The sequence below is a fragment of the Arthrobacter luteolus NBRC 107841 genome, assembly GCF_001552075.1.
Classification (GTDB): Bacteria; Actinomycetota; Actinomycetes; order Actinomycetales; family Micrococcaceae; genus Arthrobacter_B; species Arthrobacter_B luteolus.
Genome location: NZ_BCQM01000003.1, coordinates 132,320 through 153,868 on the forward strand (window position 1 = coordinate 132,320; position 21,549 = coordinate 153,868).

23 protein-coding genes and 1 riboswitch are annotated in these 21,549 nt (G+C 65.5%); of the genes, 12 read left to right on the forward strand and 11 right to left on the reverse strand.

What is annotated here, in order from left to right; genetic code table 11:
* Positions 1 to 108: 108 nt before the first annotated feature.
* The 3 genes from AL3_RS07380 to purU all read right to left on the reverse strand — a co-directional run bounded on the left by AL3_RS07380 (position 109) and on the right by purU (position 2,839).
* Entirely contained in the window at positions 109 to 1,290 is a 1,182-nt protein-coding gene (locus AL3_RS07380; protein WP_255220892.1) for an ROK family transcriptional regulator, read from the reverse strand.
* 109 nt (positions 1,291 to 1,399) lie between these two features.
* A complete protein-coding gene (locus AL3_RS07385; RefSeq protein ID WP_066298760.1) occupies positions 1,400 to 1,924 on the reverse strand; it encodes a gamma carbonic anhydrase family protein in 525 nt (174 codons plus the stop codon).
* A 39-nt stretch (positions 1,925 to 1,963) separates the two neighbouring features.
* Positions 1,964 to 2,839, reverse strand: coding sequence for a formyltetrahydrofolate deformylase (purU, locus tag AL3_RS07390; RefSeq protein WP_066299353.1), 876 nt, complete (start codon positions 2,837 to 2,839; stop codon positions 1,964 to 1,966).
* Positions 2,840 to 2,908: 69 nt separating this feature from the next.
* Here purU and AL3_RS07395 point away from each other — a divergent pair, with 69 nt between their 5' ends.
* The 6 genes from AL3_RS07395 (at position 2,909) to AL3_RS07420 (ending at position 8,754) form a co-directional block, all read left to right on the forward strand.
* A complete protein-coding gene (locus AL3_RS07395; protein WP_083521544.1) occupies positions 2,909 to 3,490 on the forward strand; it encodes a GNAT family N-acetyltransferase in 582 nt (193 codons plus the stop codon).
* A 2-nt stretch (positions 3,491 to 3,492) separates the two neighbouring features.
* Positions 3,493 to 3,582: riboswitch (ZMP/ZTP riboswitch) on the forward strand.
* Positions 3,583 to 3,634: 52 nt separating this feature from the next.
* Entirely contained in the window at positions 3,635 to 4,951 is a 1,317-nt protein-coding gene (gene glyA, locus AL3_RS07400) for a serine hydroxymethyltransferase (protein WP_370665180.1), read from the forward strand.
* Positions 4,952 to 5,001: 50 nt separating this feature from the next.
* A complete protein-coding gene (locus AL3_RS07405) occupies positions 5,002 to 5,904 on the forward strand; it encodes a bifunctional methylenetetrahydrofolate dehydrogenase/methenyltetrahydrofolate cyclohydrolase (RefSeq protein ID WP_066299370.1) in 903 nt (300 codons plus the stop codon).
* 153 nt (positions 5,905 to 6,057) lie between these two features.
* On the forward strand, positions 6,058 to 7,017 hold the full coding sequence (locus tag AL3_RS07410) for an ABC transporter ATP-binding protein (protein WP_370665182.1): 960 nt from the start codon (positions 6,058 to 6,060) through the stop codon (positions 7,015 to 7,017).
* Positions 7,010 to 7,882 (forward strand): ABC transporter permease, encoded by an 873-nt coding sequence (locus AL3_RS07415; protein ID WP_066298766.1) that lies wholly within the window; start codon positions 7,010 to 7,012, stop codon positions 7,880 to 7,882. Before AL3_RS07410 ends, AL3_RS07415 begins: the two co-directional genes overlap by 8 nt.
* Positions 7,879 to 8,754 carry an ABC transporter permease gene (locus tag AL3_RS07420; RefSeq protein WP_083521546.1) on the forward strand — a complete coding sequence of 292 codons (876 nt, stop codon included), beginning with the start codon at positions 7,879 to 7,881 and terminating at the stop codon, positions 8,752 to 8,754. Before AL3_RS07415 ends, AL3_RS07420 begins: the two co-directional genes overlap by 4 nt.
* A gap of 72 nt (positions 8,755 to 8,826) precedes the next feature.
* Here the strand turns inward: AL3_RS07420 and AL3_RS07425 are convergent, their stop codons facing one another.
* Both AL3_RS07425 and AL3_RS07430 read right to left on the reverse strand, forming a co-directional pair.
* Positions 8,827 to 9,474, reverse strand: a complete 648-nt coding sequence (locus AL3_RS07425) for a response regulator (protein WP_066298773.1) — start codon at positions 9,472 to 9,474, stop codon at positions 8,827 to 8,829.
* A complete protein-coding gene (locus AL3_RS07430) occupies positions 9,467 to 10,777 on the reverse strand; it encodes a sensor histidine kinase (protein ID WP_066298775.1) in 1,311 nt (436 codons plus the stop codon). Before AL3_RS07430 ends, AL3_RS07425 begins: the two co-directional genes overlap by 8 nt.
* Before the next feature lie 125 nt (positions 10,778 to 10,902).
* On the opposite strand from AL3_RS07430, the gene AL3_RS07435 reads away from it, so the two are divergent.
* Complete coding sequence (locus AL3_RS07435; RefSeq protein WP_066298777.1) at positions 10,903 to 11,877, forward strand: GAP family protein; 975 nt, start codon at positions 10,903 to 10,905, stop codon at positions 11,875 to 11,877.
* Positions 11,878 to 11,893: 16 nt separating this feature from the next.
* Here AL3_RS07435 and AL3_RS07440 read toward each other — a convergent pair whose 3' ends face one another.
* Positions 11,894 to 12,412, reverse strand: a complete 519-nt coding sequence (locus tag AL3_RS07440; RefSeq protein WP_066298779.1) for an O-acetyl-ADP-ribose deacetylase — start codon at positions 12,410 to 12,412, stop codon at positions 11,894 to 11,896.
* A gap of 139 nt (positions 12,413 to 12,551) precedes the next feature.
* Between AL3_RS07440 and AL3_RS07445 the strand changes: the two genes are divergently transcribed.
* From AL3_RS07445 to AL3_RS07460, 4 genes are all read left to right on the forward strand, one after another.
* On the forward strand, positions 12,552 to 13,064 hold the full coding sequence (locus tag AL3_RS07445; protein ID WP_066298781.1) for a hypothetical protein: 513 nt from the start codon (positions 12,552 to 12,554) through the stop codon (positions 13,062 to 13,064).
* Between the two features lie 96 nt (positions 13,065 to 13,160).
* The gene (locus AL3_RS07450; protein ID WP_066299375.1) at positions 13,161 to 14,009 is read left to right on the forward strand and encodes an exodeoxyribonuclease III; all 849 of its coding nucleotides are present in this window, start codon (positions 13,161 to 13,163) and stop codon (positions 14,007 to 14,009) included.
* 12 nt (positions 14,010 to 14,021) lie between these two features.
* The gene (trpS, locus tag AL3_RS07455; protein WP_066298783.1) at positions 14,022 to 15,062 is read left to right on the forward strand and encodes a tryptophan--tRNA ligase; all 1,041 of its coding nucleotides are present in this window, start codon (positions 14,022 to 14,024) and stop codon (positions 15,060 to 15,062) included.
* Between the two features lie 26 nt (positions 15,063 to 15,088).
* Positions 15,089 to 15,649, forward strand: a complete 561-nt coding sequence (locus AL3_RS07460; RefSeq protein ID WP_246168664.1) for a 2'-5' RNA ligase family protein — start codon at positions 15,089 to 15,091, stop codon at positions 15,647 to 15,649.
* Here the strand turns inward: AL3_RS07460 and AL3_RS07465 are convergent.
* The 5 genes from AL3_RS07465 to sdhC form a co-directional block, all read right to left on the reverse strand.
* Positions 15,646 to 16,515: an alpha/beta hydrolase family protein gene (locus AL3_RS07465; RefSeq protein WP_083521548.1), complete on the reverse strand. Its 870-nt coding sequence runs from the start codon at positions 16,513 to 16,515 to the stop codon at positions 15,646 to 15,648. The two genes, AL3_RS07460 and AL3_RS07465, sit on opposite strands and share 4 nt — an antisense overlap.
* A gap of 153 nt (positions 16,516 to 16,668) precedes the next feature.
* Positions 16,669 to 17,445, reverse strand: a complete 777-nt coding sequence (locus tag AL3_RS07470; RefSeq protein WP_066298786.1) for a succinate dehydrogenase iron-sulfur subunit — start codon at positions 17,443 to 17,445, stop codon at positions 16,669 to 16,671.
* Positions 17,445 to 19,211 carry a succinate dehydrogenase flavoprotein subunit gene (gene sdhA / locus AL3_RS07475; protein ID WP_066298787.1) on the reverse strand — a complete coding sequence of 589 codons (1,767 nt, stop codon included), beginning with the start codon at positions 19,209 to 19,211 and terminating at the stop codon, positions 17,445 to 17,447. The genes AL3_RS07470 and sdhA overlap by 1 nt, the downstream gene beginning before the upstream one ends.
* A gap of 74 nt (positions 19,212 to 19,285) precedes the next feature.
* Positions 19,286 to 19,750 (reverse strand): succinate dehydrogenase hydrophobic membrane anchor subunit, encoded by a 465-nt coding sequence (locus tag AL3_RS07480; protein ID WP_066298789.1) that lies wholly within the window; start codon positions 19,748 to 19,750, stop codon positions 19,286 to 19,288.
* A 3-nt stretch (positions 19,751 to 19,753) separates the two neighbouring features.
* Positions 19,754 to 20,134 (reverse strand): succinate dehydrogenase, cytochrome b556 subunit, encoded by a 381-nt coding sequence (sdhC, locus tag AL3_RS07485; RefSeq protein WP_066298792.1) that lies wholly within the window; start codon positions 20,132 to 20,134, stop codon positions 19,754 to 19,756.
* A 238-nt stretch (positions 20,135 to 20,372) separates the two neighbouring features.
* On the opposite strand from sdhC, the gene AL3_RS07490 reads away from it, so the two are divergent.
* The gene (locus AL3_RS07490) at positions 20,373 to 21,524 is read left to right on the forward strand and encodes a mannose-1-phosphate guanylyltransferase (protein WP_083521549.1); all 1,152 of its coding nucleotides are present in this window, start codon (positions 20,373 to 20,375) and stop codon (positions 21,522 to 21,524) included.
* The last annotated feature ends 25 nt before the right edge of the window (positions 21,525 to 21,549 follow it).

Genomic DNA, 21,549 nt, shown 5'->3' on the forward strand with positions numbered 1-21,549 from the left:
GCGAAGGGCCGCTAAGGAAGTAAACTCTCTCGGCCCACTTGTCGTCAAGTCTTGAACGCAAGAGACCCGAAATTACCCAAAAAACATGCTTTCAAATGTAATTCAGTGTCAGAGTACGGCACGGGCCTGGGCCAGTACCAGCGAAGCTGCACCCAGTGCCTCCGCCCGGTCTCCAAGCGAGGACATGCTGAGCGTGGTGGTCTCGCCGATCAGCGGCACGGCATGCCGGAGCAGGCCGCGCCGGACGGGGTTCAGCAGCACATCACCCAGGCCGGTCAGCGAACCGCCCACCACGATCACTTCGGGATTCAGTGCGTTGGCGATCCCTGCCACGGCCCGGCCGACAGCCATGCCGGCGTCATCGACCACCCGCAGGGTGGCCGGATCTCCGGCCGCACCACGGCGGACGATGTCTGCCGTGGTGACCGGACCGGACGAAGCTCGGCTGAGCAGGTCCATCATGGTGGAGGTGGAGGCAACCGTTTCCAGACAGCCCCGGTTGCCGCAGCGGCAGATAAGCCCCTGATCCGAGATCGTGGCGTGGCCGATTTCGCCGGTGACGCCCACGTTCCCGTAAAACAGGGAACCGTTGATGATCAGGCCGGCACCAACACCGGTGGCCACCTTGACGAAGATCAGGTTTTCGCAGCCTCCGTGCGGCCCCCAGGTCACCTGGGCCAGGGCGCCGAGGTTGGCGTCATTGTCGATGAACACCGGAAGCTGCAGCCTGGCGCCCAGGTCCTCGCGCATGTTGATGCCCACCCATTCCGGCAGGATCGCGCCCCGGACCACGGTTCCGGTCCGCCGGTCAATCGGACCGGGAATGCCGATGCCTGCGCCCAGAACCCGGTGCCGTTCCACGTCCGCCTCCGTCAGGACCCGGTCCAGGAGCGCCGACGCCGCATCCATGCCCTCGCCCGCGGAGTGGCCCAGGGGCAGGGCGATGGCAGCCTCGTGGAGGATCTGGTAACCAAGGGTCGCCAGGACAACCCGGATGTGCCGGCGGCCGATGTCGATCCCCGCCGCGACGGCCCCGGTGTCAATGAGGCGCACGGACAGGGCCCGGCGGCCCGAGCTGGTGGTTGGTTCGGTTCTGACCAGCCGGTTTCCACTCATCTGGCGCACGATGTTGGAGACGGTTGCGCTGGAGAGGCCGGTGCTGCGGGACAGCTCTGCCTGCGTCTGCGGGCCGCCGGCCAGCAGCGCCTCAACGATCCGCTGCTGGTTGCGGGCACGGAGGGCTGTCTGGGAACCGGGATTGCGGCGCCGGCCAGCGGCGAGGGCCCTCATCGTTGGGGGTGAGTCAGCGGACATGTTGTTCACAGTGCTACACGGGACCTTTGTCGTCAAGAATTGAACGCAAGCTGAAACAGGTTCATCAACCTGCAGCCGGTACGGCTCAGCCTGCCGCCACGGCTTCCCGGTGCGCGGCGGCCGTTTCCAGATAGTGTGCGGCGTTGCTCTGGACCGAGGCGAACTCCTCGTCGGTGAGCGGGCGCCGGACCTTGGCGGGTACTCCGGCGACGAGGGAACGTGGGGGAACCAGGGTTCCCTCAAGGACCACGGCTCCGGCAGCCACCAGCGAACCGGCGCCGATCACGGCCCCGTTCATGATCGTTGCACTCATGCCAATCAGGCAGTCATCCTCCACCGTGCAGCCGTGGACGACGGCGTTGTGTCCCACGCTGACCCGGTCGCCCACAGTGGTGGGAAAACCCGGATCCGCGTGCAGCACAACGTTGTCCTGCAGGTTCGTTCCCGCTCCGACCCGGATCGAGTTGGAATCGCCGCGGACACAGGCGCCGTAGAAGGCGCTGGCGCCTTCGCCGAGTTCGACGTCGCCAATCAGCGACGCCGTCGGAGCCAGGAACACGGTGGGAGCGATGGTGGGTGTTTTTCCGCGGAAGGTAACGATGTGAGCCATGCGACAACTGTAACGGCCGGGAAGCGGGCAGGCTGAGCCCTAGTTGAAGACGATGGTGCGCCTGCCATCGAGCAGGACGCGGTGCTCCGCGTGCCACTGCACGGCCTTGACCAGGGTCCGGCCCTCAACGCCCGCGCCCAGCGCCGCCAGGCGGGCGGCCGTGCGGGAGTGGTCCACGCGGATGACTTCCTGCTCGATGATTGGACCCTCGTCCAGATCGGCGGTGACGTAATGCGCCGTGGCGCCAATCAGCTTCACCCCGCGGGTGTGCGCCTGGTGGTACGGCCGCGCGCCCTTGAAGGAGGGCAGGAACGAATGGTGGATATTGATGGCCCGCCCGGAAAGGTCGCTGCAGAGTTCATTGCTCAGGATCTGCATGTAACGGGCCAGGACAACCAGTTCGATGTCCAGTTCTTCCATCAGTGCCCTCAGCTGGGCTTCGGCAGCCGGTTTGGTATCCGCGGTGACCGGGATGTGGTGGAAGGGCACACCGTAAAACTCCGCCAGGCCGGCCAAATCCTTGTGGTTCGAGACGATCGCCGGAATCTCGATGGGCAGGTTGCCGGCACGCTGCTGGAACAGCAGGTCATTGAGGCAGTGTCCATCCTTGGAAGCCATGATCAGGGTCCGGACCGGAGCGCCCGAGGGGTGCAGCTCCCATTCCATGCCGAAGGCTTCCGCTACGGGTTCCAGGGGAGCGCGCGTCGCTTCGTAGGAGCCGGGCGCGGTGAAATCGACCCGCATAAAGAAGGAACCGGTGTCCGGGCTGCCGTATTGCTGTGATTCGGTGATGTTCCCGGCCGCGGCGGCCAGGGCCCCGGAAACGGCATGGACGATTCCCGGGCGGTCCGGGCAGGACAGCGTCAGCGTGTAGGAAGCAGGTCGGGAATCGGCGGCTGAATCGGTTGCCGGCAGTCCGGCGGAAGCATTTACGGTCACCCTGACAAGGTTACCGCCCGGGAGGGGCTGGCCTACGCTGGGTGAATGGACGTTACTTTCGCCCCGTTGTCGGACAAGGACGATGAAGAGCTGGTGCGGTTCCTGACCACCAACCGCTTCCCGTTCCACCTCATCACCGAGCCATCCGAAGAGCTGGTCCGCAGGCTCCTGCTTGAAGGCCGGTTCGAGTCCGACGGCGTGCGCACCTACTGGGTTTTCGGTGAAAACCAGCGGCTGGGCCTGGTAATCCTGGAAGACCTCGGCACCGAATGCGCTGTTTTCGACCTGCGGCTTGTCGAGGAGCACCGCGGCGAGGGCAAGGGAGTGCCTGTGCTGCAGGCGCTCACCGGCAAGGTTTTCACGGATTACCCCCACCTGCGCCGCCTTGCGGGGAAGACCCGGGAAGACAACATTGCCATGCGCAAGACGCTGCTGCGCTCCGGATTCGTCAAGGAATCCCACCTCCGCGAGGACTGGCCGCTGGATGACGGGCGGCGGATTGCTTCCGTAACCTACGGGCGCCTGCGCACGGACTGGGAATCAGGCACCGTCACGGATTTCCGCTGGGAAGACCTTTCCTCCCCGGCTCCGGCGCGCGGGCCGGAACCGGGCCCATCTGCGCGGTAACATGGTTATGCCGCGACTGGCGTCGGGTGGGTAACCACCAGGAAGCGGCACAAGCAGGGCCAAACCACGGATCGCACGCCTGGGCCGGGGTCACGTAGTCATCTGTCTGTCATGCCCGGAAATCGGGGGTGCCCGGCAGGTAGCCTGACCTATAGCCATCTTTCCCAGGAGATCCACGTGAAACTATCCACCCAGCCCGTCACCAACGCACCCCTCTCGGAAGTCGATCCCGAGATTGCAGCCGTCCTTGAAGGCGAACTCGCCCGCCAGCGGAACACGCTGGAAATGATCGCCTCCGAAAACTTTGCACCGCGTGCCGTCCTCGAGGCCCAGGGCTCCGTCCTGACCAACAAGTACGCCGAGGGCTACCCCGGCCGCCGCTATTACGGCGGCTGCGAGCAGGTCGACGTCGCCGAGAACCTGGCTATCGAACGGGTCAAGGCCCTGTTTGGTGCTGAATTCGCCAACGTCCAGCCGCACTCCGGCGCCCAGGCCAACGCCGCTGCCCTGGCCGCAATGATCAAGCCCGGGGACAAGATCATGGGCCTGAACCTCGCCCACGGCGGGCACCTGACCCACGGGATGAAGCTGAACTTCTCCGGCAAGCTGTACGAAGTCGCTGCCTACGGCGTGGACGAGAAGACCTACCGCGTCGACATGGACAAGGTCCGCGAACAGGCCCTGGCTGAACGTCCGCAGGTCATCATTGCCGGCTGGTCGGCGTACCCGCGCCAGCTGGACTTCGCTGCCTTCCGCTCCATCGCCGATGAAGTCGGTGCCTACCTGTGGACCGACATGGCCCACTTCGCCGGCCTTGTGGCAGCCGGTCTGCACCCGAGCCCGGTTCCCTACTCCGACGTCGTCACCTCCACCGTGCACAAGACCCTGGCCGGCCCCCGGTCCGGTGTCATCCTGGCCAAGGAAGAACTCGGCAAGAAGATCAACTCCAGCGTTTTCCCCGGCCAGCAGGGCGGACCCCTGATGCACGTCATCGCGGCCAAGGCCGTCGCCTTCAAGGTGGCCGGTTCCGAGGAGTTCCGCGAACGGCAGGAACGTGTGCTGGAAGGCGCCCGGATCATCGCCGACCGGCTGACCGCACCGGACGTGGCTGAACACGGCGTCTCCGTGCTCACCGGCGGCACCGACGTGCACCTGATCCTGGTGGACCTGCGTAATTCCAAGCTGGACGGCAAGCAGGCAGAAGACCTGCTGCACTCGGTCGGCATCACCGTGAACCGTAACTCCATCCCGTTCGATCCCCGCCCGCCGATGGTCACCTCCGGCCTGCGCATCGGCACCCCTGCACTGGCCACCCGCGGTTTCGGCGCGCAGGAGTTCACCGAGGTCGCCGAGATCATCGCCGCAGCCCTGAAGCCGTCTCCCGACGCTGAGGACCTGCGCCGCCGTGTCTCGGTCCTTGCCGAGAACTTCCCGCTCTACTCCGGCCAGGAAGAGTGGTGAACGTGGAACAGGGCACGAACATGAAAGGCAGCGTTGAGGTGGAAACCAAGATGCCGGAAGGCGCACAGATCCTCGACGGGCTCAAAGCGGCCCGGGAGATCAAGGACGAACTGGCCGCACGTATCCGGGTCCTGAGCGACGAACACGGAATGACGCCCGGCCTCGGAACCGTCCTGGTGGGCGGTGACCCGGCCAGTCACTCTTACGTGGGCGGCAAGCACAAGGACTGCGCACAGGTGGGGATCAACTCGATCCGCCGGGACCTGCCGGAGGACATCAGCCAGGAGGACCTGGAAAAGGTCATTGACGAGCTGAACGAGGACCCGGCCACCACCGGCTACATTGTGCAGCTGCCCCTGCCCAAGCACCTCGACACCAACCGGATCCTCGAGCGCATCGCGCCCGAAAAGGATGCCGACGGCCTGCATCCGGTGAACCTCGGGCGCCTCGTCCTCAACGTCTCCGACGCGATGACCTCGCCCCTGCCCTGCACCCCGCACGGGATTGTGCAGCTGCTGGTCCGCAACGGCATTGCCCTCACCGGCAAGAACGTGCTGGTTGTGGGCCGCGGCGTCACCGTTGGCCGCCCGCTGGGACTGCTCCTCACCCGCCGCCAGATTAACGCCACGGTCACCCTGGCACACACGGGCACCGTGAACCTTCCCGAACTCCTGCACGACGCCGACGTGGTTGTTGCTGCCGCGGGTTTCCCCGGCATGATCAAGGCCGCTGAGCTGAAGCCCGGCGCGATTGTCCTGGACGTCGGCGTCACCCGTGTCACCGACCCCGAGACCGGGAAGACCACCCTGATGGGTGACGTGGAAAAGGACGCGGCTGCCGTCGCCTCCTGGATTTCGCCGAACCCCGGCGGAGTCGGCCCGATGACCCGGGCCATGCTCCTGTCCAACGTGGTCGAAGCCGCTGAACGCCAGGCCGGCATCCTGGCCGGCTGAGCCGGTCCAGCCCGAGCCGCACCATCCAGGCTGCAGGCCCGTCCGCTCTCCGGCGGGCGGGCCTGCAGCCATTGTCAGGGCTGCCTGCACCAGTCCTTGAGCTGCCTGCACCAGTCCTTGAGCTGACTGCACTATGATTGCCGGGTGCCGCAGATCACAGCCTTCTCTCCGCCTGCCCAACGGGCCTTCCAAGGACCCGTCATCACCGCCGCGAACCTGAGGAAATCCTACGGAGATTTCACTGCGGTGAACGGCATCAGCTTTGATGTGCCGGCGGGGGAGTCCTTCGGGCTGCTCGGCCCCAACGGCGCCGGTAAATCCACCACCATGAAGATGATCGGCGGCGTCTCCAAACGCACCTCGGGCGAGCTGCGCATTATGGGTCTGGACCCGGACCGCAACGGTCCGGAAGTGCGGGCGCACCTCGGCGTCGTGCCCCAGCAGGACAATCTGGACGAAGAACTGAGGGTGCGGGACAACCTGCTTGCCTACGGACGCTACTTTGGCCTGCCCAAAAGCTACCTGCAGCCCAAGGCGGACGAACTGCTGGAATTCGCCCAGCTGACCGATAAGGCCAAAGCCCGCGTTGATGACCTCTCCGGGGGAATGAAGCGCCGCCTCACCATCGCCCGGTCCCTGATCAATGATCCGAAGATCCTGCTGCTGGATGAGCCAACCACCGGGCTGGATCCGCAGGCCCGGCATATCCTGTGGGACCGGCTGTTCCGGCTCAAGGAAGCCGGTGTCACCCTGATCCTGACCACCCATTACATGGACGAGGCCGAGCAGCTGTGCGACCGCCTGATCGTCGTGGACAAGGGCGCGATCATGGCTGAGGGATCACCGGCGGCGCTGATCCGCGAATACTCCTCGCGGGAAGTGGTGGAACTGCGGTTTGGTTCGGAACGCAACACCACCGTCGCAGCGGAACTGGGCGGGATCGGAGAGCGGATCGAGACGCTGCCGGACCGTGTCCTGATCTACGCGGAGAACGGCGAGCATGCACTTGAAGCGGTCGCTTCCCGCGGCCTGCGCCCCATCACTTCACTGGTCCGGCGCTCCTCCCTCGAGGACGTGTTCCTGCGGCTGACCGGAAGAAGCCTCGTTGACTGAGCAGCAGACGCACGCGGTCCTGGGACTGCGCTCACCACTGACGCCGGAGGAAACGGCGCGCCGTGCCCGGAGGTTCGGCGCCTTCTATTACGCCGAGCACTGGCTGCGCCGGATGCGCGGTTATGGCTGGACCGTGCTGGTGACGGCGATCGGGACTCCGCTGGTCTATCTCTTTGGCATGGGCGTCGGCCTGGCCTCGCTGGTGGATACCGGGACCAACGCAGCGTTCGACGCCGGTGACGGCAGCTCGGTCTCCTACCTGCTGTTCGTCGGGCCGGCCCTGCTGGCGACTGCTGCGATCATGGTCTCCAGCGAAGAAAACACCTACACCGTGATGTCCGGGTTCAAATGGCGGCGGACCTACTACGGCCCCAACGCTTCGCCGTTGAGCAGCGCGCAGCTGGTGGACGGGCACGTCCTCGGACTGGGAACCCGGCTGCTCATTACCTGCGGGGCCTACTTCGGCTTCCTGCTGCTTTTCGGCGCGGTCGGAAACCCCGCGGTTGCCTGGCTGATGGTGCTGACGGCGATCCTGGGCGGGCTCGCCTTCGGGCTGCCACTGATGGCTTACAGTGCCTCAATTACCGAGGACAGGGGCCAGTTCGCGATGGTCCAGCGGTTCATTGTGATGCCGCTGTTCCTGTTCTCCGGCACATTCTTCCCCCTGGACACGCTGCCGCTGGTCATCCGGTGGATCGGCTGGATATCGCCGCTGTGGCATGCGTCCGAACTGGGCCGGATGGTCAGCTACGGGCTGGCGGAACCTGTGTTCCTGACCGTGGTTCACGTCGCCTACCTGCTCCTGCTGGCGGTGGGCGGCTGGCTGCTGACCCGGCGGAACTTCACCCGGAGGCTGGGAAAATGAGCGCAGCACACCGCACCGGCAGCACGGGGGAGACCCTGGCCGCAGGCCACACCACGCCGGGAGCAGCCTGGCCCGAGCCGCGGCAGCGTTTCCTCGGTTCGCTGTACGGCCGGAACATCCGTGCCGTCTTCGCCCGCGGACTCAAAGCCACCTGGGGAACCAACTGGTCCATCATGATCAGCGGGTTCGTTGAACCGGTGCTGTACCTGCTGGCCATGGGCATCGGCCTCGGTTCGCTCATCGGCACGGTCTCCGGGCCCGGCGGAGAGCAGATCAGCTACGCGGCCTACATTGCTCCGGCGCTGCTGGCGGTGTCCGCCATGAACGGTGCCATCTACGACTCCACTATGAACGTTTTCTTCAAGCTCAACTTCGCCCGGCTGTACGAGGGAATGCTCGCGACCTCCCTCGGGCCGCTGGACGTGGCCCTCGGCGAGATTCTGCTTGCCCTGCTGCGCGGCGGAATGTACGCAACCGGATTCACTGCCGTGATGGCCGCCATGGGGCTGGTCACGTCGCCGGCCGCGCTGCTGATGATTCCGGCAGCCGTAGTGATTGCCTTTGGCTTCGCCTCCATCGGTATGGCCATCACCAGCTACATGAAAACCTTCCAGCAGCTGGACTGGGTCAGCTTCGTGATGCTGCCCATGTTCCTGTTCTCTGCCACGTTCTACCCGCTGAGTGTCTACCCGCAGGGTATTCAGCTTGTTATCCAGGCGCTGCCGCTGTGGCACGGCGTGGAGATGCTGCGGCAGATCAACGCCGGGGCCTTCGGGCTGGATACCGCGGGGCATCTGCTCTACTTCGTGGTGATGATCGCCTTCGGCCTGGTGATCACGACGCGGCGGCTGGAAGCACTTTTCCAGAAGTAGCAGCGTTTCCGGAGGCAGGAGCGTTCCAGCAATGTTCCGGAGGCAGCGGCGTCCAGCCGCAGCGCCGGCTGCTCAGGAGGAGCGGGCCCGGGCTGCCAGCGCGGCCTGCAGCCTGGACTCGACGCCCAGTTTGGCCAGCACATGGGACACATGCGTCTTCACCGTGGTTTCGGAGATACCCAGCCGGCGGGCAATCCTGACGTTGCTCAGTCCTTCGCCCAGGCAGTCCAGAACTTCGCTTTCACGTCCGGTGAGTTCCACCACCGGAGGCAGCGGGACCGCGCCGGAGGTTTGGCGGCTGACCGCCGCGGCGACCAGCCGGCCGGCAACCTCGGGGGCAATAACGGTTCCGCCTTCGTGCACCCGGCGCAGCGCCGTCGTGATTTCTGCCGGTTCGGCGGTTTTCAGCAGGAACCCGGCTGCTCCGGCGGTCAGGACCCCGAAGAGGTAGGAATCGTGGTCGAAGGTGGTCAGGGCAACCACCTTCGCCAGGCCGTCGGCAATGATGGCTCCGGTTGCTTCCACACCGTCCATCACCGGCATCCGCAGGTCCATAAGCACGACGTCGGGCTGCAGCGCCCGGGCCATGGAGACAGCAGTGGCGCCGTCGCCGGCCTCGCCGACTACTTCGAATCCAGGTTCCACCTCGATGACCATCCGCATGCCCAGCCGGATCGCCGCATGGTCGTCGGCCAGCAGGACCCTGAGCGTTTCACTCATGCTTGGTTCCCCCCTGGGCCATGGAACCGGTGCCGGCCGGGAATCTGAGATGCGGGCCGTCTGCCGGGCGGTCAGGGGCGGCCGCAGCGGGCGCGAGGGGAGTCTCCGGCAGAACTGCCTCCACTGCCCAGCTGCTGCCCCGCGGGCCTGCGCAGGCGTATCCGCCCAGCTGTTCGGCCCTGGCCAGCATGCTGGGGATGCCGGTCCCGGTACCCATTGCACGGTCCGCCGCGGAGGCAGCAGCACCGGTGGCGCTCGAATCAGGGCTTGTGCCGCCGTCGTTTTCAACCTGCAGCCGGACCCCGGCGGGAACCTGGTCAAGGGACATCCGGACTGCCGCTCCCGGTGCATGGCGTCCCGCGTTGACCAGCGCTTCGGTGACTATCCGGTAGAGGGCAGCCTGCACCGGCCCGGGGAGCCCGGCACCGCCGCCGGGCAGCCCATTGGTCCACCTGATCGTCAGCCCGGCAGCCCGGTGCCCATCCACCACGGCATCCAGATCCCCGGCGTTCCCGGCGAGGGGACGGGGCTCGCCGGTACTGAGCATCCGGATCATCCCGTTGAGTTCCTCCAACCCCGCCACGCTCTCCCGCCGCACATGGGAGAGCACTTCACGTGACAGCCGGCCGTCAGGGCTGCTCAGCGCAGCGCCGGACTGAAGCGCGATGGCGGACAGTCGCGAGGACAGGACATCGTGAAGCTCACGGGCCATGTCCTGGCGTTCAGCCGCCAGCGCCAGCTCGTGCTCACGGGAGGCGAGGCTGGCCTGGTCGCGGGCGGCCTGCCGGATTGCCGCCGCCCGGGCAGACTCACTTTCCGCCAGCTGGCCCGCCTTCCGGAGGTTGCCTGCCCATTCGGCAGGCAGCAGCAGCACCATCCCGGAGGTCAGGAGGAAAACCACGCCCGCGGCAAGGCTCCCGGTCAGGAACCAGGCAGCGGCCCCGGACGCGGCGCAGACCGCCAGCGTGGAGATCTCCGTGGTCCTCGCGGCACGCGCTGAGCCGAAGAGAACCAGCGAGAAAACGGCTTCAAAAGCGAAAAAGTACCCGCCGGCGCTCCCGGCCAGCGCCAGGGCCAGGGCTGCGCCGGCACAGACAACCACCATCAGGACCGTCCGGCGTCGGCGCAGGACGACGGCAGCGGATCCGGCCACGGTGAGCAGCGGCCACCACGGAGCCAGCCAGGGCAGCAGCGGTTCACGGGTTGCGGTGATATCGACCGAATGCAGCAGCCAGGCCAGCGCGGCATAACCCAGTGCCAGCACCACGTCCTCGCGGCGGATCCGGCCGGAAGAAGAATCCATACCCTCCATCCTGATGGCCCGGACCCCGGCAGCCAAGCAGGCCGCACCGGCCTGAGACGAAAGGATGAGGTCCGCTCCTCCTGATGCCGGATGCCCGCTGAATCCGCTCCCGGAAGAGTGGGGATATGACCTTGGAAATCCTGGCCCAACTGGCCATTCTCGCCCTCATCGACAGCACCAGCATCGGCACGCTCGTGATCCCCGTGTGGCTGCTCCTGCGACGCGGTGCGCGCAGGACAGCCGGGAAGGTTGCGGTGTACCTGGGGGCAGTCGGGGTGTTCTACTTCCTGGTGGGACTTGTCCTGCTTTCAGGAGCCACCGGGCTCACCGGTGTGCTGGGCAGCGGCAGCATCGGGTCCGTACTGGAGCTGCCGGCGGTGCAGGCCGTGATGGTGGCCGCTGGGGCGGGCATGCTGATCTGGTCATTCAAGGACTCAACCGGCATTTCAAAGCCCGGTGCCCGAAACAGCTCAGCAGGCGAAGCCGGTGCTGCCGGTCCGGGGGCTGCGGTTTCGGGAGTCCACATACCGATCCAGGCACCCGGCCGGGAGCCGGCCCAATCGAGCTCCCAGGGGGACCGGCCGGGCTGCGCGGCCGGCTACGCCACCACAGGCAGTACCGCCACAGGCAGTACCAAAGCTGGCAGCGGAGCTCCGGCCGGAGCCCGCGGAGCCAAGGTGGCAGCCGCCGAGCGCTCCGAGGCAACTGAGCGGCGGTGGCAGCACCGGATTGCCAGGGCACTCGACACCCGCGGCGGCCTGCTGGGCCTGGCCCTGCTCGCCGGGCTCCTGGAGCTGCCAACCATGCTGCCCTACCTTGCCGCCGTCGGCCTGCTCACCGGTTCCGGTACACAGTGGCAGGCCTCTGCCGGGATTCTGGGCCTCTACTGCCTGGTGATGCTGCTGCCGGCCGGGCTCCTGGTTGCCGGCCGGCTGCTGCTGGGACGGCTGCTGGATTCTCCGCTGGAACGGCTGGGCGCCTGGCTGTCCAGGGTTTCCGGGGAGGCTGTGCTGTGGGTGGTGGGAATTGTCGGCTTCCTGCTCCTGCGGGCAGGGCTTGCCGGGCTCTTCCCCGGGGCGGCCTGGAACCCGTTCGGCTGAGCTCCGGGCAGGTCAGTCAGTCCGCGGCGGCCAGCGCCGAGCTGAAGATCCGGGTCATGGCGTCATTGAAAAGGACGAACTCCACAGTGTCTATCCCCGTGCCCGGATGGTTCCGGACGGTCCGCACGGCAATCTCCGCGACTGTTCCGGCGTCCCACCCGTACACTCCGGCGCTGATCGCCGGAAACGCGACCGATGCCGCCCCCAGTGAGACCGCCGCGTCCAGGCTGTTCCGGAACGCTGCTGCGAGCAGACGGGGATCTGTCTGGCCGGCGTGCCGGTTGGGGCCGACGGTGTGGATGACCCAGCGTGCCGGCAGGGCAAACCCCTCGGTGACCGCTGCCTGGCCGACTGCGAGTCCGTCCCGGTAATCTCCTGCCCGCAGGGCGCGGCACGCCTCGAGCAGTTCCGGCCCTGCGGCCCGGTGGATCGCGCCGTCAACGCCGCCGCCCCCAAGCAGGGAGGAGTTCGCGGCATTCACCACCGCGTCCACGGACCGCCGGGTGATGTCTCCGGTCACTGCCTGAATCTCCATCGCACCAGCCTCCCAGGAGGGTCACCCGCCCGGCAACCGGCAGGCCCGCGTAACCGCAGCCAAGAGCAATCCGCCGTTCCGGGTTTCGCCGTGGGGGTAAGCGGAATCGATCTGCATGAATTTTTGAGAGAATAAAGTTATGCAGTCCATCCCTCACGGCAAAACGCCGCCAGCATCCAGCCCCGGCAGGGGAATCAGCCGCAAGATGGCCACCATCGGCACCACTCTTATGGTGTTTGTGTTCATCGTGGCCGTGATCTTCGCCGCCAATGAGAACGACGTCGTTGGCTGGCTGGTGGTGATTATCTCCCTCGGGTGGCTGCTCCTGTTCGCCTTTGTGGTCTTCAGCATCCGCGGGGCTGCCCGGAAGGCCGGCGCGAAGCTGGCCGAGGCACAGGACTCGCTGAACCGTGCAGCGGGGGGAGCGCCGTCTGTCCAGGTCATGGATGAGGCAACCACGCTGCGCGACCAGAAGCTGGACCACAGCTTCAAGATCATCCAGGTGCAGTCCCGGGTGATCCGCGAGAACCTCGGCAGCGATGAGGGCCAGGTGGAACGGGCGATCGAGACGATCGAAATCACCGCGCACAATGCCCGCGGCATGATGAAGAAGGACGACGGCGGCCCGGTCGAGGGCACGCTCGTCGACTGATCCGCGCATCACACGCGCAGGCCGCATGCCGCTTTGCCGGCAGACCGGCCAAGATGAACCCGCAAGCTACTGAGGGGTATGGTTATTGGCGTGAGCATGGCATCTGCAGGGGAGCCCAGCCCCGCATCGGCACTGGGAACACTGAGAATCGCGACGGTCAACGTCAACGGAATCCGCGCCGCGTACAAGCGCGGCATGGCCGAGTGGCTGGCGGAGCGGAACATCGACATCCTCTGCCTGCAGGAGGTGCGCGCGCCGGACAAGATTGTCCGTGAGCTGCTCGGAGACGAATGGCACATCCTCCACGCCGAAGCCGAGGCCAAGGGCCGGGCCGGTGTGGCAATCGCCTCGCGCCAGGAACCTGTTGCCGTGCGCGAACACATCGGCGAAGAGTACTTCGCCCTCTCCGGCCGCTGGGTCGAAGCAGACTTCAAAGTGCCCGTGGACGGTGAGGAGAAACTCCTGACCGTTGTCAGCGCGTACGTGCACTCGGGTGAAGCCGGAACCCCCAAGCAGGAGGACAAGTACCGCTTCCTGGACGTGATGGCGGCGCGGCTGCCCGTGCTGGCAGCAACCAGCGACTACGCCCTGATCGTCGGCGACCTGAACGTGGGCCACACCACCCTGGACATCAAGAACTGGAAGGGCAACGTCAAACGGGCCGGCTTCCTGCCCGAGGAACGTGCCTACTTCGACCGTTTCCTTGGTGAGGAGATCGGCTACGTCGACGTCGCCCGGAAGCTTGCCGGTGAGGTTCCCGGTCCGTACACCTGGTGGTCCTGGCGGGGCCAGGCCTTCGACAACGACGCCGGCTGGCGCATCGATTACCACATGGCCACTCCCGGGCTCGCCGACCGCGCACTGAGCGCCGTCGTCGACCGCGCCGCCACCTACGATGCCCGTTTCTCTGACCACGCCCCCGTCGTGGTCGACTACCAGTTCTGAGGTCCAGAAGAGATGACTGAAACCACCTCCACACCTGCACCACGCCAGCGCATCCTCTCCGGGATGCAGCCTTCCGCGGACTCCCTGCACCTGGGCAACTACCTTGGTGCCCTTGTGAACTGGGTCCGGCTGCAGGAGCAGTACGACGCCTACTTCTTTATTCCGGACCTGCACGCCATCACGGTGCCGCAGGATCCCGAGGACCTGCGCAAGCGGACCCGGGTTACCGCCGCGCAGTACATCGCCGGGGGAGTGGACACCGAGCGCGCCACCCTTTTCATCCAGTCGCAGGTCCCGGAGCACGCTCAGCTGGCCTGGGTGCTTAACTGCCTGACGGGTTTCGGCGAAGCTTCCCGCATGACGCAGTTCAAGGACAAGCAGCAGCGCTTCGGTGCCGACGCCGCTTCCGTGGGCCTCTTCACCTATCCGATCCTGCAGGTTGCGGACATCCTGCTCTACCAGCCGCACGGTGTGCCCGTAGGAGAGGACCAGCGCCAGCACGTTGAACTGAGCCGGGACCTGGCCAAGCGGTTCAACAGCCGCTACGGCGAGACCTTCACGGTCCCGGAGGTCTTCATCCAGAAGGACTCGGCAAAGATCTACGATCTGCAGAACCCGGCAGCGAAGATGTCCAAGTCAGCAGCGTCGCCTGCGGGCCTGATCAATCTGCTGGACCCGGACAAGGTCATCGCCAAGCGGATCAAGTCCGCTGTCACCGATGACGGCACCGAGATCCGCTTCGACCGCGAGGCCAAGCCGGGAGTCTCCAACCTGCTCTCCATCTACTCGCTCATCACCGGACGCAGCGTTGACACGCTGGTGAAGGAGTATGAAGGAAAGATGTACGGACACCTCAAGGTTGACCTGGCAGACGCCGTCACCGAGCACATCCGCCCGATCCGCGAACGGGCCCTGGAACTGCTGGACGACCCGGCGGAACTCGACCGGCTCCTCGCCCACGGCGCCCTTAAAGCCCGGGAAACGGCGTCGGCTACACTGGCCGATGTGTACGAGAAGATGGGTTTCCTGCCACTGGGTTCCAGCACCCGCTAATCCTTATGGGCTACACGAACTCGACGGTGCAGATTCCAACCGGCGCAGCGCGCGGCGGCCGCACACGGATGCCCGAAACGGAGTGCCAGGTAGGGATTGTCATTCCTGTTCCGGAGCCCATCGCCTCCTATCTGAAGCGGGCGCGTGCATCCTTCGGCGACCCGATGGCATCGGTTATTCCAGCCCACATCACCCTGGTTACCACCACCCCGGCATCGGACTGGCCGTCCGCGCTCCGCCACGTCCGGCAGGTGACCGCAGCGCACCGCCCCTTCACGGTGACCCTGCGCGGCACCTCGTCCTTCCGGCCGGTGACGCCCGTCGTGTACGTCAACGTGGCGGAAGGGTTCGAAGAGTGCGCACGCCTGCACCGGGAGCTCCAGCGCGGGCCGCTGGAGCATAAGACTCCCTATCCCTACCATCCGCACGTCACGGTGGCACACGATGTCAGTGAAGCTGGCATGGACGAGGCCCTCACCTCGCTCAGCGGATATGAGGCAAGTTTCACCGTGGAACGGATCGGGGTCTTCGAGCACGACGAGAAGGGACTCTGGATCCTTCGCGAGGAATTGGCCCTCGGCGGTTAGGCGACTCCGCCTGCGCTACCCGCGTGCCCGCTGTCTTCCCGCGGCTGCGCTGCTCCTAAACGCGCTTCCCGCGGCTGCGCTGCTCCTAAACGCGCTTCCCGTGCCCGCCGCAGGTAGACGAGCGACCACGCGGCGATGATGTCAGCCGCACGGGTTGTCTGCTCCCGGTCCGGCATCAGGTGGCTGGCTCCCTCCAGGGAGACGAAGCTGCGCGGCGAACGGGCTGCCTGGAAGATCTCCGAGGCATTGTCCACGTCCACGGTGCCGTCCTGCGGTGAGTGCATCACCAGCAGCGGGACGCCGAGGCTTCCGATGCGCCCGGCCAGGTCGTGGCTGCGCAGGTCATCGACCAGTTCCTGCCGGATGGTCAGCGTCCGGCCACCGAGGGTAACCGCAGCGTGCCCCTGCCGGGCGATGGTCTCCAGCTCGTCTTCGAAGAGGTGCACCACGTGCGAGGGGCGGAACGGAGCCGCTATGGTCACCAGGGCAGCGAGCCCGGGAACCGCGTGTGCTGCGGCCAGGGCAGCTGCGCCGCCGAGGGAATGCCCTACCAGCAGAGTGGCGGGCCGGTCCCGTGAGCGCAGGTAGTCCACGGCGTTGAGGAGGTCCGCGACCTTGGTGCTGAAGGATCCGTCCGCCCAGGTGCCGGTTGACCTGCCCAGGCCGGCGGCGTCGTAACGAAGCACCCCAATGCCCTGGGCCGACAGGCCCTTGGAGATGCGGGAAGCAGCCGCGCTGTTCTTCCCCAGGGCGAATCCGTGGCAGAACACCGCCCAGCCGAGCGGGTCGCCGTCCGGGATGTCCAAGGTCCCGGCCAGTGTGGTCCCGTTGGCGCCGGGAAAGGAGACGGATTCGAACGCTGGCATAAATAAACCCTAGCCCGTCTGCCGGAGCGCGGGAAAAGCACCCGGATGGAACGAGCACCCGCCCGGCGGCCGGTGAAAGGCAAAAAGACAGCGGCCCCGGTGATGACCGAGGCCGCTGTCTTCCGGGCGGAAACCTGCCGCCCGCTGTGCTGCTTAGATGGAGCGGTTTAGGATGGCCTGCTTGACCTCTGAAATAGCCTTCGTGACCTGGATGCCGCGGGGGCATGCTTCCGAGCAGTTGAAGGTGGTGCGGCAGCGCCACACGCCTTCTTTGTCGTTCAGGATCTCCAGGCGCATATCTCCGGCGTCGTCGCGCGAGTCGAAGATGAAGCGGTGGGCATTCACGATTGCCGCCGGGCCGAAGTACTGTCCATCGGTCCAGAAGACCGGGCAGGACGAGGTGCAGGCGGCGCAGAGGATGCACTTGGTGGTGTCGTCGAAGCGCTCACGGTCCTCAGCGGACTGCAGGCGCTCCTTCGTGGGCTCGTGGCCCTTGGAGACGAGGAAGGGCATGATCTCGCGGTAGGACTGGAAGAACGGTTCCATGTCCACGATCAGGTCCTTCTCCACCGGAAGGCCCTTGATGGGCTCCACCAGGATGGGCTTGGACGTGTCCAGGTCCTTCAGCAGCGTTTTGCAGGCCAGGCGGTTGCGGCCGTTGATGCGCATGGCATCGGACCCGCAGACGCCGTGGGCGCAGGAGCGGCGGAAGGAAACGGAACCGTCGTGTTCCCATTTGACCTTGTGCAGTGCATCGAGCACGCGGTCGGTGCCGTACATGGTGAGGGTCCACTCGTCCCAGTGAGCCTCGTCAGAGATCTCCGGGTTGTAGCGGCGGACCTTCAGCGTGATGTCGAAGGAGGGGATTTCACCACCGGTGGCTTCGGTCAGATCGACCTTTGAGGCCGGCTCTGCAGTTTCCGTTGTCATTAGTACTTCCTCACCATCGGCTCGTAGCGCGTGAAAATAACCGGCTTGGTATCGAGCCGGATGCCGGCGGTGTGCTCGGCGTTGTCCGCTTCATCGACCTTGTAGGCCATGGAGTGCAGCATGAACTTCTCGTCATTGCGGTCCGGGAAGTCTTCACGGAAGTGGCCGCCGCGCGATTCCTCGCGGTGCAGTGCTGCAACCGTCATGACCTTGGCCAGTTCGAGCAGGAAGCCCAGCTCTACGGCCTCGAGCAGGTCAAGGTTGAAGCGCTTGCCCTTGTCCTGGACATTGATCTTCTTGTAGCGCTCTTCGAGATCCGCGATGTCGGAGAGCACCTGGTTGATGGTCTCCGCGGTGCGGAACACCTGCATGTTGGCGTCCATGGTGTTCTGAAGGTCACGGCGGATCTCAGAGACACGCTCGGTTCCCTCGGAGTTGCGGACCACGTCAAGCAGTGCGATGGTCTCGGCTTCCGGATCCTCCGGCAGGTCAACGAAATCGGCCTGCAGCGCGTACTCCGCGGCGTAGATACCGGCACGCTTGCCGAAGACGTTGATGTCCAGCAGCGAGTTGGTGCCCAGGCGGTTGGAGCCGTGCACGGACACGCAGGCAACCTCGCCGGCAGCGTAGAGGCCCGGAATCACGGTGTCGTTGTCCTGGAGGACCTCGGCCTTGATGTTGGTCGGGATTCCGCCCATCACGTAGTGCGCCGTCGGGAAGACAGGAACCGGCTCGGTGTACGGCTCCACACCCAGGTAGGTCCGGGCGAATTCGGTGATGTCCGGGAGCTTGGCATCGATGTGCGCCGGTTCCAGGTGGGTCAGATCCAGGAGGACGTAGTCCTTGTTCGGGCCGCAGCCGCGGCCTTCACGGACTTCGTTCGCCATCGAGCGGGCCACGATGTCACGCGGTGCCAGGTCCTTGATGGTCGGTGCGTAGCGTTCCATGAAGCGCTCACCCTCGGAGTTGCGCAGGATGGCGCCTTCGCCGCGGGCAGCCTCGGAGAGCAGGATGCCCAGACCGGCAAGGCCGGTCGGGTGGAACTGGATGAACTCCATGTCTTCCAGGGGGATGCCCTTGCGGAAGGCGATGCCCATGCCGTCACCGGTGAGGGTGTGGGCATTGGACGTCGTCTTGAAGACCTTGCCTGCGCCGCCGGAGGCGAAGACTACGGACTTGGCCTGGAAAACGTGCAGTTCGCCGGTGGCGAGGTCATAGGAGACGACGCCGGCCACGCGCTTCTGCCCGAAGCTGTCGGTGACAGTCAGGAGGTCCAGCACATAGTACTCGTTGTAGAACTCCACGTTGTGCTTGACGCAGTTTTGGTACAGCGTCTGCAGGATCATGTGGCCGGTGCGGTCTGCTGCGTAGCAGGCACGGCGGACCGGGGCCTTGCCGTGGTCACGGGTGTGTCCGCCGAAACGGCGCTGGTCAATGCGGCCTTCGGGCGTGCGGTTGAACGGCAGCCCCATCTTTTCCAGGTCCAGCACTGCGTCAATGGCTTCCTTGGCCATAACCTCAGCTGCGTCCTGGTCAACCAGGTAGTCGCCGCCCTTGACCGTGTCAAAGGTGTGCCATTCCCAGTTGTCTTCTTCTACGTTGGCCAGTGCTGCGCACATGCCGCCCTGTGCCGCACCCGTGTGGGAGCGGGTCGGGTACAGCTTGGTCAGTACCGCCGTCCGTGCGCGCTGTCCGGATTCAATGGCGGCACGCATACCGGCGCCGCCGGCGCCGACAATGACGACGTCGTACTTATGGACCTGCATACCAGATGCTCTTTCTGTTGAAACTGAACCTTACTCAGGTCTTACTCAGGGAGTGCTGCGGTACCGCTCCGGGCCTACGGGGCCGGGCAGAAGGACGGCAGCTGGTCCAGCGTGGCGTTGGCCGGGCACGGATCGAACGTGAAGATCACCAGGGTGCCGAGGACGATGATGACCACGGTGGCGGAGTAGAGAACCGTCTTGAGCCACATCCGCGTGGAGTTCTTCTCTGCGTAGTCATTGATGATCGTGCGGACACCGTTGGTGCCGTGGAGCATGGCAAGCCACAGCATGACCAGGTCCCAGATCTGCCACAGCGGAGAGGCCCACTTGCCGGCGACGAAGCCGAAGTCGATGGCCTTGATGCCGTCGCCGAGGACCAGGTTCACGATCAGGTGGGTGAAGATCAGCACGACGAGGAGTGCACCGGAAATGCGCATGAACAGCCATGCGAACATCTCGAAGTTGCCCTTCCCCGACTTGCTGCGGGTGTACCTGGGGGAGATGCGTCCGGCCCGGGGGGCTTCAATATTCGTGCTCATGATTTAGTGACCCCCGAGAATGATGGGAATGTGGCGAATGGAGAAGCCGATCATGGTCACGGCCCACAGGCCGACCACGCCCCACAGCAGCTGACGCTGGTACTTGGGGCCCTTCTTCCAGAAGTCGATAAGAATGACCCGGATGCCGTTAAAGGCGTGGAACACGATGGCGGCGACCAGGCCGAGCTCACCGATACCCATAATGGGGTTCTTGTACGCTCCGATGACCACGTTGTAGGCCTCGGGCGACACGCGCACCAACGAGGTATCCAAGACATGGACCAAAAGGAAGAAGAAGATCACCACGCCAGTAATCCGATGGGCAACCCAGGACCACTGGCCTTCGCGGCCGCGGTAGAGCGTGCCTGCTGGTAACTTCGACACTGAATTTTCCTCCCTGCAACGCAGCGGCGCTAGCGCGTCTTCCACGCAGTGATGACGCCGGTGCGAGAGCACTTATAGGCTCAAGCATAATCTAGGTCCCGGTAGGGCCGGGATCAATTTAGGTTCCCCTATCGTGTGACCTGGCTTACACTGCCTGTCATCTGTGCCAGGACAACCTGTACCCGCTTAGGCGGGGCTTCAGCAGGCCGGAGGGAACGTTCAGCTAACCTTGGCACTGATGAGTACTGAAATGAAAAATGTGAACGCGGGTTCCACTCCGGACGCCGGCGTCTTCAAACGCTTTTACGGCGTTATTCCGGCTGGCGGCGTTGGAACCAGGCTGTGGCCGCTGTCGCGGGCTGCGGCTCCGAAGTTCCTGCATGACCTGACTGGATCGGGCTCCACCCTGATCCGCGCCACCTATGACCGGCTGACGGAACTGAGTGAAGACAGGGTCATGGTTGTCACCGGCCAGCTCCACCGGGCCGCCGTGCTGGCCCAGCTGCCGGAGATCCAGCCGGAGAACCTGGTGCTGGAGAGCGAGCCGAAGGATTCCGCTGCCGCGATCGGGCTGGCAGCAGCCATCCTGTACCAGCGCGACCCGTCCATCATCATGGGGTCCTTCGCCGCGGACCAGGTCATCACCCCGGTCGAGGTCTTCCAGGAGACAGTCCGCGAGGCCATCCACACCGCCGCCCAGGGCTACATCGTGACCATCGGCATCCATCCCACGCACCCGTCCACGGGATTTGGCTACATCCGCGCGGGTGAAGCGCTGGACATTGCTGGCGCTCCCAGCGCCCACGCCGTCGTCGAGTTCGTGGAGAAGCCCTCCGAAGACACGGCCCGCTCCTACCTGCGCAGCGGCAACTACAGCTGGAACGCAGGAATGTTCGTTGCTCCGGTGGCACTGATGCTCAAGCACCTGCAGGCGAATGAACCCGAGCTCCACGCCGGGATCATGGAGATCGCCGCGGCCTGGGACACGCCGAGCCGCCGCGAAGTGGTCCTCCGGGTCTGGCCCACGCTGCCCAAGATCGCCATTGACTACGCGGTAGCCGAACCGGCCGCCGCCGCCGGTGACGTGGCAATGATTCCCGGGATTTTCAGCTGGGACGACGTTGGTGACTTCGCTGCGATCGGCCGGCTGAACCCGGCCGAGCAGAACTCGGAGCTGACCGTCATGGGTGAGGGTGCCCGCGTCTACTCCGAGGATGCCTCGGGAATCGTTGTCTCCGACACCAAGCGGGTGATCGCCCTCATCGGCATCGAGGACGTCGTTATTGTTGACACACCTGATGCCCTGCTGGTGACCACCAAGGATCATGCCCAGGCCGTGAAGAAGGCCGTGGAGCACCTCAAGGCCAGCGGCGACACGGACGTACTGTAGGCCGCAGGGGCTTCGGCCCGCGGTG

Coding starts and splice junctions, on each gene's coding strand:
- AL3_RS07405 (WP_066299370.1), top strand. CDS start 5,002: ATGCCGGAAGGCGCACAGATCCTCGACGGGCTCAAAGCGGCCCGGGAG.
- AL3_RS07385 (WP_066298760.1), bottom strand. CDS start 1,924: ATGGCTCACATCGTTACCTTCCGCGGAAAAACACCCACCATCGCTCCC.
- trpS (WP_066298783.1), top strand. CDS start 14,022: ATGACTGAAACCACCTCCACACCTGCACCACGCCAGCGCATCCTCTCC.
- AL3_RS07430 (WP_066298775.1), bottom strand. CDS start 10,777: ATGGATTCTTCTTCCGGCCGGATCCGCCGCGAGGACGTGGTGCTGGCA.
- AL3_RS07440 (WP_066298779.1), bottom strand. CDS start 12,412: ATGGAGATTCAGGCAGTGACCGGAGACATCACCCGGCGGTCCGTGGAC.
- AL3_RS07425 (WP_066298773.1), bottom strand. CDS start 9,474: ATGAGTGAAACGCTCAGGGTCCTGCTGGCCGACGACCATGCGGCGATC.
- AL3_RS07480 (WP_066298789.1), bottom strand. CDS start 19,750: ATGAGCACGAATATTGAAGCCCCCCGGGCCGGACGCATCTCCCCCAGG.
- AL3_RS07470 (WP_066298786.1), bottom strand. CDS start 17,445: ATGACAACGGAAACTGCAGAGCCGGCCTCAAAGGTCGATCTGACCGAA.
- AL3_RS07450 (WP_066299375.1), top strand. CDS start 13,161: ATGGCATCTGCAGGGGAGCCCAGCCCCGCATCGGCACTGGGAACACTG.
- AL3_RS07395 (WP_083521544.1), top strand. CDS start 2,909: ATGGACGTTACTTTCGCCCCGTTGTCGGACAAGGACGATGAAGAGCTG.
- AL3_RS07490 (WP_083521549.1), top strand. CDS start 20,373: ATGAGTACTGAAATGAAAAATGTGAACGCGGGTTCCACTCCGGACGCC.
- AL3_RS07380 (WP_255220892.1), bottom strand. CDS start 1,290: ATGAGGGCCCTCGCCGCTGGCCGGCGCCGCAATCCCGGTTCCCAGACA.
- AL3_RS07445 (WP_066298781.1), top strand. CDS start 12,552: ATGCAGTCCATCCCTCACGGCAAAACGCCGCCAGCATCCAGCCCCGGC.
- AL3_RS07420 (WP_083521546.1), top strand. CDS start 7,879: ATGAGCGCAGCACACCGCACCGGCAGCACGGGGGAGACCCTGGCCGCA.
- sdhA (WP_066298787.1), bottom strand. CDS start 19,211: ATGCAGGTCCATAAGTACGACGTCGTCATTGTCGGCGCCGGCGGCGCC.
- AL3_RS07465 (WP_083521548.1), bottom strand. CDS start 16,515: ATGCCAGCGTTCGAATCCGTCTCCTTTCCCGGCGCCAACGGGACCACA.
- AL3_RS07435 (WP_066298777.1), top strand. CDS start 10,903: ATGACCTTGGAAATCCTGGCCCAACTGGCCATTCTCGCCCTCATCGAC.